This window comes from Carboxylicivirga agarovorans, from assembly GCF_050589845.1.
Classification (GTDB): Bacteria; Bacteroidota; Bacteroidia; order Bacteroidales; family Marinilabiliaceae; genus Carboxylicivirga; species Carboxylicivirga agarovorans.
In genome coordinates, this window is the sequence record NZ_JBNGPA010000003.1 from 176,845 (window position 1) to 195,114 (window position 18,270).

Below are 18,270 nucleotides of genomic sequence, written 5' to 3' on the forward strand. Positions count from 1 at the left end.
TAAAATTGATTGAGACTTTTCCTGAATCAAAGGTGTTAACTCTTATTAACAAATCGGACCCAAACAATATTATGGGGCTACAAATTGAGGTGTTAGAAAAATATGGTACGTCCCATCGCCTGATTATCTGCCCTTTATAAAATACAAACCATTAAAGCATTTCATAACAAAAATTAGCAGGGTCATTAATTATTCCCCGAAATGTTTATTTTTAATAGCATTATAAACAACCTGACACAGACCTATGACGCTAAGATTTAAATTAATTAAAAGTAACCTTTTAACGACTAAGAAAGCTTACCACGCTGTTCCGGTTTTAAGAAAGACAATCAACGAGGATGATCTGATCGAGTCGATCATCAGACCCGGCAGTGGAATAACGAAAAGTGAAGTCTATACTATAACTTGTGATCGCTTAAGTAAGGATGCCAGTAGCCGTGCATAAGAATGTTTAAAGAGTATTACTTTCTTTCCTGTGCTTCGCGGTATTCGGTAGGTGTTAAGCCAGTGTGGTTTTTAAATATGCGGTTGTAACTTGTTTTAGATGCAAAACCACAATCCATAGCCAGCGAGAAAATGGTATACTTATCATTTTCGGGGTTGTCAAGCTTGCTTTTCAATGCTTCAACGCGATAATCATTCATATAATCACAGTAGTATTTCTGTGTTTTCTTTTGAATGATAACAGATATTTCACTTTGCTGTATGTCCACACTTTCAGATAAGGCGCGGACAGTATATTGACCAAGCAGGTATGGCTTCTCAGCCTTAATAAATCGTTCGATAAGGTCGAACTTCTCATCGAGGTTCTCAACTTCAATATCGTCTTCGTGCTCAGGCTTCTTTAACTTTGGCTTATTTACCGGCATGGTAACATTGCTTTTGTCAGCATCCAGAACCAGGCTTTCTCCCGCAACAGGCGCTACAAACAGATAGGCATAGCTATTGCCCATGTACAGGAATATCATGATCGAAAAGGATACCATCAGGTTGACAACGGTTAACTCGTCACCCAGAAATCCGAAATCGAGGCGGTAAAGCACTTTATAAACTGCCGACAGACTGAATAACAAAAAAGCTCCAATGGTGATATTACTGATCCATGTGGCACGCAGCTCACTGATACCTTTTAATTTATTGTCAGATAACTTCCTGGACTGCACTTCATACCATCCGCCAAAGATATAGGCACCCAGGATAAAGAACTTTAAGAAATTAAGCAGGTCAACGTAACGGTTTCCTTCATGGATGCAACCCGTTCCGTAACAGTCCATAACACCCAAAACGGTATTGAAATAAAGCTTTAAGCCCAATAGTGCCGCAAAGGGAATAACATTGACCAGGTGAATGTATTTCAATCTAAAATCCTTATCGATAAAACTACGGGCATACAGATAGAAAAAGGCACCATGTAATACATGTGTATCACAAATGACGGAGAATAGAAATAAATAGCGATTAAAAAGGCCTATTGAATGCAGAAAAAAGCCTAAAACCGTCACTGCCAATATGAAAATCCAGGCCGTAAAGATCTTTTCTGATAACGTTTTGTGACTTTTTGTTATCAGGGAAAATGAAAAAAATACAATGAGTGCTAAACACACTATGTAGATATACGACATATGATTTCCCTATTCAACTGCAAATTTAGCGTTCTATTTCAGATGACAATGGCGAGGCCTTATAATTATTTGTTAATCTTTTAATGGATTATACCAAGACCATTTTACTGAGCCAGAAATACTATCAATTTATACTCATATCAGGTGTTTTTTGTTGCAGATTAACACTAAAAAATGGACGTTTATTTTTAAATGGTCTAATTTCTGCTCACTTTGTCATGAATGAAACGCGTGAGTTACGATAACCATCCTGCAAGCATACCTGTGGCCAACATGGGTAGAGCAAGGTCATGGTTTTGGGCTTTTTTTGTGTGGGGAGCAAAAAAGAGGCTGTCCAAATTTTAAGTTTCACGCTAAGGCCGCTAAGAATTACGCCAAGACAACAAAGTATATGATGTTATTTTTCAACACTTTGCGTGCTCTGCGTTTTTCTTCGTTTGCCTTCTTTGCGAGCAATATCCTTCATTTTGGACACCCTCATTCTTTCATCTACGGTATCGCTTTGTGCAACGCCATGGGTAGATGCTGATTAATTTAATCCGAGACTTTTGATGTAGGCCTCGTTATTGGATGGTCGTCCTAAAAACTCTTCAACAGCCACCATAATGTCGCGCTGCTGTCCGGTTGATAAGATCAGTTCACGAAAGCGCTTACCTGTAGCCTGGTCAGTCAGACCGTTTTGCTCAAACTGCGTGTACATATCCTGTGCATATACTTCAGACCACAAGTAGCCGTAGTAATAAACCGGGTGTGTATTGATATGTATCCAGGCAGCCTGCGGGTGCGTATCTTCAACATAGATATCCATAACGCCCATTTCCTTATCGAGCTTTTTCCATAACTCATCGGTATCGAGCGCCACTTCAGGATTGTATTTATTATACAGGTTCATGTCGTAGAAACAGTTACGCAGTGATGAAATGGCTTTGTAACCCGATGCCACATTCTTAGCCTTCAACATATTATCAAATAACTCCTTAGGCAGGACCTCTCCTGTTTCGTAATGCCTGGCAAATGAACTTAGCATCTCATAATCCATGGTCCAGTTCTCAAAGATCTGCGACATCGACTCAATAAAGTCCATTTTAGAAGAAGCCTGTAATGAGAACTCCCCTTCGTATGAAAGACCGTCGATAATATGGCCAAACTCGTGGAACAGAGTATTCAGCTCTTTGAAGCTAAGCAATGATGGCAATGTCTCTGTCGGTCTGGTAAAGTTTCCTAACAACATATTGGTAGGTACTTCCAACCCATCAGCTGTCATTTTACCCGACTTTAATCCAACACCATAAAACCATGATTCTTTATTGGGTCGTGGAAACAGGTCAAGGTAAAATCGTCCAACCAGCTGATCTCCATTGAATACCTCATACATATCCACTTCAGGATGCCATACAGAAGCATCTGCTATTTTTTTGAACTCAAGGCCGAATAATTGAGAATAGATATCAAGCACACCTTTCAGGCACTGGTCAATAGGAAGATAGGATCTTAGGGCCTCGTGATCAACCTGGTATTTGTTCTTTAAAATTTCGTTGGTGTAATAAGATACATCCCAGGCCTTAAGCTTTTTACCATTTATTTTTGACTTGTCTTTAGCCTTCAGCTTACTTAACTCCTTTATATCTGTTTTGGCCTTTCCTTTGGCACGATCAGCCAGGTCATTGATAAAGGCCCAAACGGTTTCCGGGTCTTTTGCCATTTTAGGATAGAGGTTGTAATGAGCATAGGTTTCGTAACCCATAATATTGGCCAGCTCATGGCGCTTTTGCACCAACTGGTCAAGAATAGCCAGGTTTTTATCGGCTGCCCTGTTATTGAATAACATGTAATAGGCTTTACGGGTTTCCTCACTGGCTGCATTACTCATTACCGGGCCACGGGTAGCGTTCATCACCGGTATTTCGTATTTGTTATCAGCCGTCCTGTATGTGTTCTTAAAATTTTCAGGCAGTCCCTCAGCACCTTCTTCATCCAACTCTAATACGGGAATGGCCGTATTCATATTATTGGAATATTCAGAAGTCAACTGGTTGATCTCCTTATTCAATGCCAGGTACCTCTCTCTTTTTTCAGGTTCCAGGTTAACACCCGACTGTTCAAAGTTAAGGATCAGGTCATCAACCAGGCGTTTCCTGTTTTCTGGCAGCCCCTTGTATTCATCCGATTCCCTGACACGAACCATCTGATTGAAAAGGTCTTTATCTGAATAAATCGTTGTTGATAAAGAATCCAGCAGTTTGTAGCTGTTCAGACCATTTACCCTCGAGGCAGAATCAGGGGATACCCAATACAACATAAATGATCGGTTAGAAGCAATGGAAACAGCATTGACCACTTCATCAAACGCAGCAAACACTGAGTTGAAATCAGGATTGGCCGTTTGCCTGATCGCTTCGATCTGCGCATCGGCATTCTTCAGGGTCAGTTGAGCATATTCGCTAATATCATCGGCTGTTACATTGGCATAATCAACCGGGGCATTCAAATCTGTTATGAAGGGATTATCAGATGCCTTCTCGGGCTGTTGACAAGCATAAACCATAACAAGCAAAATTAAAAGGTACAGTGATCTCATTATCTTAGTGTGTTATTATTTCACTGCCAAGATAATAAATGAAGTAAGCCCAGAAAAGTTAATTGATAATGAATAAAATCATTAAATCCAATGCTTGTTTGCATCTGCTCTGGTTAGTTAGTTGAGAAGTTGAATAGTTGAATGCTTAAACGCTTCAATTACTATACTCTTCAACTTATCAACTCTTCAACCATCAGATTATCAACTTTTTTTCAGTTCGACAATCAGTTACTTCTCTTCTGAAAAACTCCTACTCTTTGCCAGTTGACCGGGGTTTTTCACCTGGACTTCACGGTTCATAAAAAGATCTTCATGTATCAGGCGTGTCACCTCATCCCATACCTCACCCTCTGTCCACAGTGGTTCCATGGTTGTGGTCTCCCATGCCTTCAGCTCATCATTAAGTCGTGTAAAGGTTTCTTTATCCACATCAACAAGGTCATTGGTTTCCTGCAGGTTGTCCTTCAGGTTATACATGCGATACCCCAACTCACTTACCCTGATAACCTTATGGTCTCCTGAGCGGATCGCTGCCATCTTATCTTTCCTCCAAAATAATTCTGTATGTGGCTCCCCCTGCTTTTCTCCTTTCAGATAAGGAATAAGGCTGACTCCATCCAGTGATTCATCGACCGGCATACCGGCTACATCAACACAACTTGCAAATATATCAAGCGACGAAGTTAATCCATCGTATACCTGCCCTCCTTCCAGGCTCGCCGGCCAGTGAACAAAGAAGGGTACACGATGTCCACCCTCAAACTTGTTGCCTTTGAATCCTTTCAGGGGCAGGTTTGATGACTGGTTATTATGTGCTCCTCCATTGTCACTCAGGAAAAAGATAAGTGTATTATCCAGTAAGTTCTCACTTTTTAATTTGTTAACGATGGTACCCACTGCCTTGTCCAAAGACCAGGTCATGGCAGCCAGTGTTTGCCTCTCATGCCCTTCATACAAGACCATATCTTCTTCTTTAGCCTCCATTGGCGTGTGAACAGCATTGGGAGCCCAGTAGATAAAAAATGGCTGGTCTTTATGCTCACCTATAAATTCAGCTGCCTTCTCACCCAGGCGATCAGTCAGGTAACCTTCAAAGGTGGTAAACTTATCATTCTCCCTGATGGAATGGGCTGTGCCCTCCTTGTCCTGCTTCTTGTTTGGGAAGTAACTGCGCCCCCCTGTCAGGAAACCCCAGAAATAATCAAAACCTCTCCTATTAGGACGATATTCAGGCCCTTCACCCAGGTGCCATTTACCAAAAGCCGCCGTTTTATAACCTGCCTCTTTCATGGCATCCGCTATGGTCTTTTCATTCAGGTTGATCCCTGAATAATGCTTTGGAGGATTGCACTCGAAACCAAAGCGCTGTTGATATTTACCAACCATTAAACCGGCACGGCTTGGTCCACACACCGAGGCAGTCACATGAGCATCGGAAAAGCGGATACCATTGGTCGCCAGTTGATCAATGTTTGGTGTATCAAGGTCTTTGCACCCTGCAAAACCAAAATCGGCATAGCCGGCATCGTCCAGCAACATGACAATTACATTGGGCTTTTGCAGTTCTTTGTTCTTTTGTTTCGCAGGTTGACACGCGCCTGATATCAAAGCGATCATCAAGCTTAATACACCCGCTTTATAGTAGTTTAAATTCGTTCTTGTCATGGGTTTATTGTTTTTGTACTTTATAAATATCATTGCCGATCTTCAGAAGGTAAATGCCGCTTTGCAGATGTGACAGGTTAATTTGTTGCTGACAATCCTGCTTGCTCACCATAACACCCATCACATTATAAACTTCAACAGCCGTGCGTGCATCCAGCCCGGAGATGCAAAGGCGATCATTAAAAGGATTTGGATACAAGCTCAGAGCCTCTTGCATTCTTCTATTTAAAGAAGTTGTCACATCATGACTACTTTTCACCCATAACTTGTCAAACGAGCCAACATAGCCTCCGGAGTCATTACTCCTGCCAACACAGGCAAACTTCACCTTATAAGTTCCGGCATTGAGCTGAATAGCATTGAAGGTTTGACTGATTACTGAAGAGTTGGCCTTATACATATCAATTGTGCCATCCATCTCCTGCCATTCACCCGCTGAGGTTTCAATAGCACATTGATACTGTCCGAACGAGGTCCAGGTAAGCGATTGAAGTGTTATCTGATGCAGTCCGTCATTGTCAATGGGTAGCTCGAAGATAATTTCACTCCCTGCAGCCTGAGCCTCCAGCTTAACATGCCTGTCATTGCTTGCCGCACTATTACTGATCACCTGGCTATTGGTCCCAGTAGGTGAAGACCACACTAAGTTCTCGCACTCCAGTTCACTTTGAGCATCGAAGTCAACATTTTTCCATACCCTTACATAATCAACGTAAGCATGTGTTAAGGTACCAATGGGTTCCCGGGTAAAATAATCACCCTCAATGCCAAAGCTTGCACCATTGGATAACCAGATAAATTCGGGTGAGTTAACGACCCATTTGGCATCACCATATCTCACTTTAAAGACACCATCATAATAAATATCCATAAAATCCTCTGTCCAGTGAAAACCCCATGCGTGGTAGTTACCATCATGGATTCCGGGTGTTAAATACTTTTTGGTATTCGCCTGGTGATCGGCACCATAGCCATCTATGTGCACAACTGATTTGGTATAATCATCCAACCAGGCCGACTCAAACACATCAATTTCAGCACCATCATTGGCTGTATTATCCACATTGCCCATGTTATCACCCTGGAACCAGAACGCGGTATGTGTCCCCTTTGAAGCATCAGCAATTTTCATCCTTACTTCGAAATATCCGTATGCCGTTTCATACAGGTTGTTTGAGTTTACAGAACCACAATGCATCGTGTTAGCGTCATGCTTGTCCACCTTCAGTACCAGGTCACCATTTTCCTGCCACACATTGGCTTGTTTCCACCACCAGTCGCTGATGGAAAGCTTTGGCCTTGGTGCCCTTGAACTGCTACTTTCAAGCACATTCCATTTCCCGGTATTCACCTGTGAAGCATTGAACTCATCGCTAAAATCAAGCAGCCAGTTATCGCCTGTGGCAATATCCAATAGCGGTTGTGCATCAACAGGTGTATTGGCATCCACCATTTGAGCATGCAGCAGGTTGTTCCTGCTTAAGAATCCGGACAGGCATATGTAAATTAAAAATATATACTTAAACATCTTATCTTCCTGTTTTAGTAACAATCAAACCCTTTCACTTCGTTACTGGTGAAATACGGTATTGATATGAATAATCAGCATTTATCAGGCGATAGTCCTTACGGGGAAACGCCTGCATTAACCAACTGGTCGTTCCTCCTGTTCCCATCTGTTTGTCGTCCACATTGAGGAATATATCCGCCTGTTTGGTGAGCTCAAATGAGTAATCGCTCTTTTGAATATCTTGTTTTGAATAATGCGAGACCCCAAAACCAATTGTCGGTTCACCTGTGATCTTTATACCAAGCCCTCTGGCATTGGTCATTGTAAACCAGCGGGTATTCATTTTATAACCATTCTCCTGGGGTTTTGAATACTCCACCCATTCATCTTCAACACAAGATGTGTATACCCCAACTTTCTCAACATTACGATCGGAATAAGTCGGGTACTTACCCGGGCCATACCACTGTATGGTATTAAAACCGGGAGTGATCACCAGTTCAGTTCCTTGTCGGGGAAGCATTGGCAGGTTCTTTTCGCCTGCATAATAGGCACAAGCGACCTGCACTTCTCCTTTTCCATTAACGGTATAGGTCTGCACGTAGGAAGCATCAACCAATGGTAATGTTCCGCTGGCAGTAATAACAAGGGTTTGTTCCTGCTCCTCCACTTTAAAAGCATCGATCAACCAGGTACCTGCATTCTTCCAGATACCCAACTGCGGCAGTTTAGGATTTCCGCTTTTTACGGCCCCACGGTCATTGTCGGTTGGCACCCTCCAGAAGTCTGGTTGCGGTCCTTGTTTGATGACCAGTTCATCACCCAGGTAATACTTCTCCATCCTCCCATTGAGCTTATCGAACAGGATTGAAAAACCTTCACCCCAAACATATAACTCACGCCCCTCAGTCCGATGTTGCGGAGCTTCGTTCGTCACTTCCATTGGCTGTACCCGCGCCCTTGTCAGCTGAAACTGATCCCATGCCAATTCATGGCCGGCTTTGGCAAAAAAGGTGTCTTTCTTCAAGGTAAAACCGAAGCTCAGAATGTACTCCCTGCCTGTTTTAAGTTGATAGCCATTGAGGTCAATGGTGATATTTTCAGATGCCCTGGCTGGTATATCAAGTGTTGACAAAGCACCCGAGCTTACTTCACTTCCATCCTCCAGTAGTGTCCAGTGACCATCCACCCAGTCTGCCGCATTTGAAAAGTCATACCAGTTGGTGATACTGAATTGCAGTTTATCCTTATCAATCGCTTCAACATGAATATTTCGGTAGAAATACTTAACTGTATTTAAGCCGGGATGCGGCGTCCAGTCTGATGCCAACAAACCATTCATGCAGAAATTACCATCGTGGTGAACACCCCTGGCATTTTCCCACCACCCGCCATAGGCGAAGAAATGGCTCTGCTGCACATTATCCTGATATCCCTTTGGTACCGGCTGCTTCAACCCCTGGTCCATCCAGTCCCATACAAAGCCACCCTGGAAGTTATTATCGGCATAAACAAGATCCCAGTACTCCTTCAGGTTACCGTTACTGTTACCCATGGCATGGGTATACTCGCACAAGAGGTAAGGCATGTGTGAATAATCCTTTATGATCTTTGCACATTCTTCAGGTGTGGCATACATACGCGAGTAGACATCAGCATAGTCTCGCCCGCCTTTACGGGTAGAACCTTCATACAGGTATGGACGGGAAGGATCAACCTTATTGACCCACTCATGCGCTAACCTGGCATTGGGACCGTCACCACTTTCATTGCCCATTGACCAAATAACCACAGAAGCATGATTACGGTCGCGGTATACCATACGTTTGACACGGTCCAGGTAGGCCTCCTCCCAATCAGGAGAACAGGTTAAACGGTTATCACCCTTATTACCGAAGCCGTGTGTTTCGATATTTCCTTCATCGATCAGGTAGATACCATATTGGTCGCACAATGCATACCATTCAGGCGTATTGGGATAATGGCTTGTTCTGACTGCATTGATATTATTTTGCTTCATCAGGATTATATCACGCATCATATCTTCAGTAGTCACATAATGTCCTGTTTCAGGATGATGTTCATGACGGTTGGTTCCTTTAAACAATACGGCAACACGATTGATCAATAAGCGCCCTTCCTGGATCTCCACTTTGCGAAAACCGACCTTTTGCGGAATGACTTCAAGCAAATTATCATTCTTATCCTTCAGAGAGATCAATAGCTGATATAAATAGGGTGATTCGGCATTCCAGCTGTTGACCTGCTCAAGCATGTGCTCTTCCGATTCAAAACGGATGATGCCCTTTTTCGCTTCCACAGCAAGCGAACCATTGAGCTGCTCATTACCAGATGCGTCCAGTAGCTGATAGTTAACTGTCACGGCTTTTTTGGACCCCGAAACGATTTCCCCGCTTAACTTAAATACTCCATCGGTGTATGTATCGTTTAATGATGCTGTTGTCACAAAATCGCGAATATGTGTTTGGGGAGTCGACCATAAGTACACATCACGGAAAATACCACTCAGGCGCCAGAAATCCTGATCTTCCAGGTATGAAGCATCGCTCCAGCGGTACACTTCAACGGCCAGTTGGTTAACTCCTTTTTGCAGGTAATTGGTGATATTGAACTCACCCGGTGTGCGGCTTCCCTGGCAATATCCCACTTTTTTTCCATTGATCCATAGGTAGTAGGCAGACTGCACGCCATCGAAATTTATATATACCTCACGACCATTCCAGCTTTCAGGAACTTCAAAGGTGTGACGGTATGAACCAACAGGATTCCATTCTTTGGGTGCTCTTACTGCCTCTTTATCGAAAGGATAGGTGTCATTTGTATAGATGGGAATACCGAATCCATGAAGCTCCCAATTGGATGGAACGGGTATTGTGCTCCACCCGGAATCATCAAAACTGCCTTTGTAAAAATCATGAGGCCGCGCTGCGGGCTTATCGGACCAATGAAAACGCCACTCACCATTCAGGCTTTGATAATAATCTGATGCCGATCTGTCAAAGCTTAAAGCCGCCTTTTCAGAACCATAAACCATCATGGTCGTGTGTGGTAGCTCCTTATTGACATGTAATACTTTCACATTATCCCATTCGAGCCGTTTACCTGCAAACGTTATACTCACGATCAGCATTAAAGCTTGCACCATTAAAACTTTCTTCATCTTTCCGGTTTTGTTAAAATCCTTATTTCTTCTTGTTGCAAGGTTTGGGTCCTTAGGTTATTTCATTCGTTCTGATCCTACATCAATCTTTTCATACAATTATCCTTTATACAATGATATCTGAACATTCTTGCATTTCAGGCAATACCATCCCATTTATGGCATCCGCTTAAATTACATATTGTCATATGCAGATAACCACCAGACTGACTTAAGATCAAAAGGCAGCCAGCCGCTTATCACAGCTGACTGCTTTATTGGTACAGCAAACTATTATGCCTTTGTTCTTTATTTCAGCATTACTTTTTTAGTATAGTGATCACCACTGACTGACGACAGTTTCAGCACATACAGGCCACGTGAATAAGCGCTCATATCAAGCGTCAGGTCATCGGCATTAGCGACTGTCTGATTTTTCACCAATTGACCGGCCGTATTATATACCTCAACAGCACTCAATGTTTCTGATGCCGTTATTCTGAAGATGCCGTTTGACGGGTTTGGTGCGACTGTCAGGTTGATCGTTTCGGCATCCTTAATTGATGTAGGTGTATCAAGCGTTAATTTCATATCATCCACATACATGGTGACTTCTTTAAAATACATGTATGTTGTTAATACCACGTTCTGGGTAACAGATGGGGTGAAAGTAATGGATTTGCTCTGCCATGATGTGTTTGTACCTTCAGCTTTTAATGTGGTTCCGTCAACAACAACCTGAATAAAATGCTTCTTCCCTTCAGCCTGCATAGTTGATGCTGAATAGGTGTATTGCTTGCCACCCTGAAGCTCAATGGTTTTTCTCAGGTAGATATTCAATGTTGATCCTGGATTACATTTTGCGACATTAGCACCAGAAACAGCAGTTATTCCATTGGCTGCCGCATCCACTGCATTAACGGTTCCCTCCCATACATCGTAACCTTCCGTCGTCAGGTTAACCGGTACTGTATAAGCTTCAAAATCATCAGACCAAACAGTTGTTTGAGCAATTGTTGCTACACTAAAAGCCACAAACAGGGCCATAAAAAGTAAAGATTTTTTCATCATATAAAATTTAGTTAAAATAAAATACTGATAGCGGAGGGGATTGAATCCCCTCCTTTATGGGTATGATTGAGACTATTTCTCCCTGGCTATTACTTCGTCAATTAAACATGGCGATGTTCCTTTTCCTTTCCAGAAAGTAAAACGCAGGTTAGAAACCCCGTCAGGAACGGTAAATTCATAGGAAATAGTTTCCCACTGATTAGTTTCGGATGCTTTAACGGGTACAGCTTCTGCCGGTAAAGTCAGCTTCGTATTGGTATCGTGATCTTTAATAATCATTTTAATACCGCCATCGGGACCTAACCACTTCACTGAATAGGTGATGCTCAATGTTTTACCCGCTGTTACAGGGAATTTGGTGTTAAGTCCGGAATCACCGCTCCAACCGTTTAACATCTTGCAGGCCCATCCTTCAACGGCATCATCAGGCTCAGCCGCGAACTGATAGCCATACCATCCAACGGTTTTGGCGAGTGCCTCAGCCTCCGACAGTTTATCTGTTGTCCCATAAACATTGTAGTTTCCAAAGTTGCCGTTTTCAACCAGGTTACCTTCCACATTATCATAGATAGGAGCTTCAATTCCTGGTCCTATTTCTTCATTGGGAGTGTAAGAGGCATAATACTGTCCCAAAGGCGTCATGTTATTATCTTCGTCGAACAAGGCAGACGGAGCCAGGGCCGCATTATCAGGCTGACCTGAGAACCACGCGTATCTTTCAACATAATCAAGAGCATCCAACTGCGGCAGAACAGCTTTCATAAAAGCCAGTACCTGTTCCGGTGTATATCTGTTATCATCAACAGTAGCTGCATTCCAGTCGGCCACTGCAAACTCGGTAATCCAGATCGGCAATCCATAAGCCTCATATACTTCCTTTACTTTTTGTAAGAACGATTCCGCATTTGGACCAGGGTACCTGTGCATGGCTACAAAATCAATACGTAAACCTTCTGCTTTCGCGCGTGCCATAAACTCATTCATCCATTCATTGGTACCACCTACGGGAGCCGGACTACCAAGCGGCAAACCTATTGACTCTAACTTAGGCCATAAGGCAATAGCCTCATCAACAGTCATATTTGCCTGCTCTTCACCGTCTGGTTCGTTAAAACCCAGAACATACTGTATCTTACCCTCAGCCTTTAACTGCTTCAGGTACTCCACTTTTTCATCGCTTACCTGGCGCCCCCAGAACATAGGAACAAACTCAATATTTTCCGGCTCCATATCCTTCAACTCGTGCCCCCATGAATAATGCCAATGTCCTTTCAGGTCAGAAACACGTGACGACCAGGTAAAACCATTGGTGGTTAAACATACGCCTTTCTTGGTAACTGTTGTCGGGATATCTTCCTTTGGAGGTAATTCATGATCAAATCCCGGTGTCTCCTTCTCACATGCCGTTAAGAATACCACGGCACTTATTATCATTAGTAATTTTTTCATTTCAATATTGTTTAACAGATGAAAAGAGAGGGCAAAAGCTAAACTTCAGGTGCTCCTGCCCCTTTTTTTTATCACTTTAGCTATTGCCAGGCCGGATGTTGAACAAGGTTCTTATTCACATCAATTTCTTCCTGTGGAATGGCAAACACCTCAGACTTTTCGCCCTGGTATAATGGCACGTAACCTTTAACTGCATCAGCAGCAATGCGATTATATCCTTCTTCCATTTCACCCCAGCGTTTCAGATCATAAAAGCGCAGACCTTCAAAAGCCAGTTCCACACGACGCTCGTGACGAACGATCTCTCTTAACTGGTCCTGTGACAGGCCGGCTCCTTCAACAGATTCAACCGTTGGCATATTGACACGTTGGCGTACATCATTGATTAAACTGTATACTTCCTGGCCCACTTCACCTGTTTCAATAAGGGCTTCAGCACGCATTAACAGTACATCGGCATAACGGATCAGGTAAAAATCCTGTGATCCGGCCTCAAACACCGCTCTCTCGTATACATCCACATCATCGCGCACATATTTCTTCAATCCAAACTTTGTATTTGTGTTGCCTGCAAATATCTTTTCAGGATCCTTCAGGAAGATATCGCCTTTGAAATAGACAGATGCTATTGCCCGTGGATCACGATTTTCCTTGGGGTCTGCAGGATTATATATGGATGCGGGGTCATCGATAGGTAAGCCATCATTACAGTAATAATCATTAACCATGTTAGGCATTGGTTGCACATCCACTTTTGGTTTTGGCAGGTAGGTTGCTGAAAATTTCTCACCATTACTATATAGGTCTCCGTACAGGAACTTAACAGGGAACACTATTTCATTTGAATTTTCACCATCATAAGTGAACAGCGTTTCATAATCAGGATCGAGACCGTAACCCAGGGTTAACAATTCCCGTGTAGCCTCAAGCACATCGCTATGCTGTTCCCGGTACAATGCCACCCTTGATAAAAGGCCCAGTGCAGCCCCTTTGGTTGCATATCCATATTCCTTTTCATCCTGATCTGCAGGCAAAGGCAAAATATCAATCGCCTTATCTAGATCATCAAATACCTGTTGCCATAATTCATCCTCGGTATTTTTAGCCACATAAGCCTCTTCAAGAGTTTGTGGTTCTGTTATCAGCGGAGCTTCTTCAAAGTACAAAGCTACGTGATAATAGAAGAGGGCTCGCAGGAAATAAGCCTGACCCAGATAGTTATTCTTGTCTTCTTCTGAAATGACTGTTTCATCCATCATTCCAATATTTTTGATGGCCGAATTTGAGCGTACGATTCCTTTATACAGATCACTCCATAATCCGCTAAAAAACCAGTGCGAAGGATCGATACTTCCAACGACGAAAATACCTCCGCCTTCCCATTTCCAGGCGTTATACTCATTATCAGACAGGCAATCATAGGCGGGCATTCCCAGGCCACCGTTCAGATGGCCACCATACATACCATTGGCCTGCAGTACAGTATAAATACCATTTATTCCCAATCGTGCATCATTGGCACTTTTCCAAAAATTATCTTCGGCAATATTTGTTGGGTCCTCTAATGTTAAAAACTCCTCCGAACACCCGAAGCTAAACAGGGCTATTGCGATATATATTAAAAACTTTTTCATTTCCTCTAAGCTTTTCTGATTAGAATGATACATTAACACCAACGGTATAAACCTTTGTTAAAGGCACATTACGTGCATTAATATTGGTTGATTTTCTCTCGGGGTCGAAGTGATCCATGCGAGTAAATGTCAACAGGTTCTGGCCTGAAACAAATACTCTGAATTTATCAATACCCACCTGTGACATAATTGATTTTGGCAGTGTATAACCCAATTCCAGGTTTTTCAATCGCAGATATGAACCATCTTCAACGTAAAAACTTGACACTCTGTCGTTCTGGAAATTACGTCCCAAACGAGGTAAGGCGGCGCTGGGATTTTCTTCAGTCCAACGATCTTTCCAGTAACTTAATACATTTCTACGGTCATCAGTCATGGGTGTCTGACCATTACCCATCATGATACGATCAACGTCGGCAAGACCCTGGAAATTCATACTCATGTCAAAACCCTTGTATGCTGCAGATGCATTAAAGCTGTATATCCATTTTGGATGGGGATTACCGATCACCACGCGGTCATCATCGTTGATAACACCATCACCAGCATCCGGTATTCCATCGCCATTAGTATCAACCGTTAACTGGTCTTTATAACGAATATCTCCGGGCGAAGTGGTAGTACCGCCAAATTGTGTCGGTGCATCAGCCACTTCTTCTGGTGTCTGGAAAATTTTGACAGCCTCCAGCCCATAGTAGGCATTGAACGCTTCTCCTACTCTGACAATTGATGAGTTGGTAATTGTCTCTTCTCCACCTGCTCCAAGGCTTGTTACCTCATTCAGGAACATATTGGTCACATTACCACCGATAGAGAACTCAAAATCACCTGTCTTCTGGAAATAATTGATACCCAGCTCCCATCCTTTATTTATGATATCACCAACATTTTGAGCCGGTAATGAGGATACTCCTAAGGTTGAAGGTATCGGGAAGTTTTGATACAATACATCTTTACTTTCCCGTTCGAAATAATCGGCGACAAGCTGCAATCGGTTATTCAAAAATCCTGCATCCAGACCAATGTCAAACTGAGTTGTTTCCTCCCATGAAATGGCCGGGTTAGCCAATGATGTCAGTGCAACACCACCAACAGCCGCCTCTTCTGTGCCAAGCACATAGTCAAGCCCCGAGTTATAGGCCTGGCTGTATGCGTATCTTTTTACCGCACGGTCGTTTCCACTAACACCCCAGCTACCACGTAGCTTCAAATTTGCCAATAGATTAGACAGGCTTTCCATGAAAGGTTCTTCGCTTATACGCCATCCACCTGAGAATGAAGGAAAGACACCGTATTTATTATCGGGTCCAAAACGGCTGGAACCATCGCGTCTTAAATTGGCCTCAAGCAGGTAGCGATCTTTAAATGAGTAGTTAAGACGACCAAAAACAGAGAACCATGATTCTTCCCACTTACTACCTCCTACGGCAGGATCAAGTACACCACCCGCACCCAGTTCTTCCAGATCATCAGACGGGAAATTTGACAAAGAGCCATTGAAACCGTCACTCGTTTCATAGATAACTGAGGTACCAAGCATTGCAGTAACATTATGCTCCCCAAATTCACGTGTGTATTTAGCCACGTTTTCGTTCATCAGCTTGTAGTAGAAAGCAGCTTCGTTTTTAAGTGAGTTAAACTCATTGTAGTTAACGAGATCACCATTCCAGTCACGCATCTCCCAGCGTGGCATAAAGTCAGAAATGTTGGTGAATCGTAAATTAATGGTTCCGCTTGACTCAATGGATAAGCCTGGAAGAAGGGTCATATTCAGGGCCAGGCGATCATTGATGGTATACTGATCTTCTTCATAGTTACCAAGGTTCAGCTCACGCACCGCATTCTTCGTCATTAATGATGCATTGTCATTATAAAAAGCGCCGTCTACATGACCATATTCACCATTGGACAGATAAACAGGTATAGTAGGTGCATTGCGCGAGAACTGGTACATTATTTCGTTAACGGCATCGGCACCACCTTTAGGACCGTTAAAAGCTTTCCAGTATCCGTTAAAGTTATTGCTGATGGTTAACCAGTCTTTTACTTTGCTGTTCAGATTCAAACGGAAATTGTAACGCTGGGACTTGTATTTACCTACCAGAATGGCATCCTGGTCCAGGTAACCCAATGATAAGCGGAACTTTGTTTTTTTGTTACCTCCCGACAATGACAGGTAATGGTTTTGAATAGGAGCCTGTTCCAATACATGATCGGCCCAATTTGTCTGGGCAAACTGATCGGGAGCCTGACCATTTTTGATCAGTTCGATCTGCTCTGGCGTATAACGTACGATATTTCCTTCATTGGCAAACTTCTCGTTGATCAGTTCAGCATAGTCTACGGCATTCAGATATTCAGGTATGATGGTTGCCTCCTGCAAACCAAAATAGTTGTTGTACTCAACTTTTACATCACCTTCTTTACCTGCCTTTGTAGTTACGATGATAACACCATTGGCACCACGAGCACCATAGATAGCACTAGCCGAGGCATCTTTCAATACCGAAATGGATTCTATATCAGACGGTGCCAGGTTATTGAATTCGGCCATTGAGGAGAAAAGCATTCCATCAATGACAATCAGTGGATTTGTTTCACCACCAAAGGTTCCGACACCACGGATCTGAACCGATGCACCATCACTTCCCGGCAGTCCGTTACCCTGTGTCAACTGAACACCGGTAAAACGCCCGTACATTAATTGCGAACTATTGGTGACAGGCTGATTGACCGCCTCATCCATTTTAACCGTGCTGACGGCTCCGGTGAGGTTGACTTTCTTTTGGGTACCATATCCTACTACCACTACTTCATCAACGCCAACCATCTCGTCTGTCATCGTTACATTAATAACAGACTGGCTGCCAACGGGTATTTCCTGGGTTTTCATTCCAATAAATGAGAAAACGATTGATGCCGCTTCTTCATTCACCGAAAGATTGTATTGACCATCCAGGTTAGTAATGGTACCATTGGCCGTGCCCTTCTCGATAACAGAAACACCCGGAATTGGTTGCCCATTACTGTCATTGACCGTACCTGTAACCAGCTTATTCTGTGCTAATGCAGATAAGCTATAAGTAAAGATCATTCCGAATATCAGGAGTAATCGACTTAATCTTACATGTTTCAAATTCATAACAATTGGATTTAATCTTGGTATATTATTAGTTATTTGTTTCAATGTGCCCTAGTTTATAAATATAATCAGCGTAATTGCCAGCAATACTGCTAATACCATATAAAGCAGGGCCTTGGTTTTTTTTGCACTCTTGAGTTGACTTTCCAGTTCGTTCGTTTTCATTTTAATGACTCATTATTTGTTCCCTTATCAATGCTCCATCCGGATGGAGTTTTTACATGGTGCAAATTGAAAATATAAGCTAACACGGCATAGGACGGACCCCTCAATCGAAAAGGTAAATTCGTTCAAATGCTATTCGGAAATATTTTCAGGAAAAGGGGGGGTAATTATTCACATGCGCATGCTAAATTACAGCATACCTGATGGTTTAACATTTTTAAACAACTGAAAACATAATGATAATATTTGGGCATCATGTAAGCATTCTGTCTTC

General features: G+C 42.8%; 10 protein-coding genes. 1 reads left to right on the plus strand and 9 read right to left on the minus strand.

The window, feature by feature from the left end; translation table 11 throughout:
* The first annotated feature begins 244 nt into the window (after positions 1-244).
* The gene (locus ACRD69_RS04760; RefSeq protein ID WP_430813922.1) at positions 245-445 is read left to right on the plus strand and encodes a hypothetical protein; all 201 of its coding nucleotides are present in this window, start codon (positions 245-247) and stop codon (positions 443-445) included.
* Between the two features lie 16 nt (positions 446-461).
* Here ACRD69_RS04760 and ACRD69_RS04765 read toward each other — a convergent pair whose 3' ends face one another.
* The 9 genes from ACRD69_RS04765 to ACRD69_RS04805 form a co-directional block, all read right to left on the minus strand.
* A complete protein-coding gene (locus ACRD69_RS04765) occupies positions 462-1,622 on the minus strand; it encodes a helix-turn-helix domain-containing protein (protein WP_430813923.1) in 1,161 nt (386 codons plus the stop codon).
* Positions 1,623-2,151: 529 nt separating this feature from the next.
* Positions 2,152-4,167, minus strand: coding sequence for a M3 family metallopeptidase (locus tag ACRD69_RS04770; protein WP_430813924.1), 2,016 nt, complete (start codon positions 4,165-4,167; stop codon positions 2,152-2,154).
* Positions 4,168-4,428: 261 nt separating this feature from the next.
* Positions 4,429-5,865, minus strand: a complete 1,437-nt coding sequence (locus tag ACRD69_RS04775; RefSeq protein ID WP_430813925.1) for a sulfatase-like hydrolase/transferase — start codon at positions 5,863-5,865, stop codon at positions 4,429-4,431.
* A 4-nt stretch (positions 5,866-5,869) separates the two neighbouring features.
* Entirely contained in the window at positions 5,870-7,393 is a 1,524-nt protein-coding gene (locus ACRD69_RS04780) for a glycoside hydrolase family 16 protein (protein WP_430813926.1), read from the minus strand.
* A 34-nt stretch (positions 7,394-7,427) separates the two neighbouring features.
* Positions 7,428-10,556: a beta-galactosidase, LacZ type gene (gene lacZ / locus ACRD69_RS04785; RefSeq protein ID WP_430813927.1), complete on the minus strand. Its 3,129-nt coding sequence runs from the start codon at positions 10,554-10,556 to the stop codon at positions 7,428-7,430.
* A gap of 288 nt (positions 10,557-10,844) precedes the next feature.
* Positions 10,845-11,603 carry a T9SS type A sorting domain-containing protein gene (locus ACRD69_RS04790; protein ID WP_430813928.1) on the minus strand — a complete coding sequence of 253 codons (759 nt, stop codon included), beginning with the start codon at positions 11,601-11,603 and terminating at the stop codon, positions 10,845-10,847.
* A gap of 75 nt (positions 11,604-11,678) precedes the next feature.
* A complete protein-coding gene (locus ACRD69_RS04795; RefSeq protein ID WP_430813929.1) occupies positions 11,679-13,055 on the minus strand; it encodes a glycosyl hydrolase in 1,377 nt (458 codons plus the stop codon).
* 80 nt (positions 13,056-13,135) lie between these two features.
* Positions 13,136-14,689: a RagB/SusD family nutrient uptake outer membrane protein gene (locus ACRD69_RS04800; RefSeq protein WP_430813930.1), complete on the minus strand. Its 1,554-nt coding sequence runs from the start codon at positions 14,687-14,689 to the stop codon at positions 13,136-13,138.
* Between the two features lie 19 nt (positions 14,690-14,708).
* Entirely contained in the window at positions 14,709-17,831 is a 3,123-nt protein-coding gene (locus tag ACRD69_RS04805) for a SusC/RagA family TonB-linked outer membrane protein (protein ID WP_430813931.1), read from the minus strand.
* Positions 17,832-18,270: the final 439 nt, after the last annotated feature.

Coding starts and splice junctions, on each gene's coding strand:
- ACRD69_RS04760 (WP_430813922.1), top strand. CDS start 245: ATGACGCTAAGATTTAAATTAATTAAAAGTAACCTTTTAACGACTAAG.
- ACRD69_RS04765 (WP_430813923.1), bottom strand. CDS start 1,622: ATGTCGTATATCTACATAGTGTGTTTAGCACTCATTGTATTTTTTTCA.
- ACRD69_RS04770 (WP_430813924.1), bottom strand. CDS start 4,167: ATGGTTTATGCTTGTCAACAGCCCGAGAAGGCATCTGATAATCCCTTC.
- ACRD69_RS04775 (WP_430813925.1), bottom strand. CDS start 5,865: ATGACAAGAACGAATTTAAACTACTATAAAGCGGGTGTATTAAGCTTG.
- ACRD69_RS04780 (WP_430813926.1), bottom strand. CDS start 7,393: ATGTTTAAGTATATATTTTTAATTTACATATGCCTGTCCGGATTCTTA.
- lacZ (WP_430813927.1), bottom strand. CDS start 10,556: ATGAAGAAAGTTTTAATGGTGCAAGCTTTAATGCTGATCGTGAGTATA.
- ACRD69_RS04790 (WP_430813928.1), bottom strand. CDS start 11,603: ATGAAAAAATCTTTACTTTTTATGGCCCTGTTTGTGGCTTTTAGTGTA.
- ACRD69_RS04795 (WP_430813929.1), bottom strand. CDS start 13,055: ATGAAAAAATTACTAATGATAATAAGTGCCGTGGTATTCTTAACGGCA.
- ACRD69_RS04800 (WP_430813930.1), bottom strand. CDS start 14,689: ATGAAAAAGTTTTTAATATATATCGCAATAGCCCTGTTTAGCTTCGGG.
- ACRD69_RS04805 (WP_430813931.1), bottom strand. CDS start 17,831: ATGAATTTGAAACATGTAAGATTAAGTCGATTACTCCTGATATTCGGA.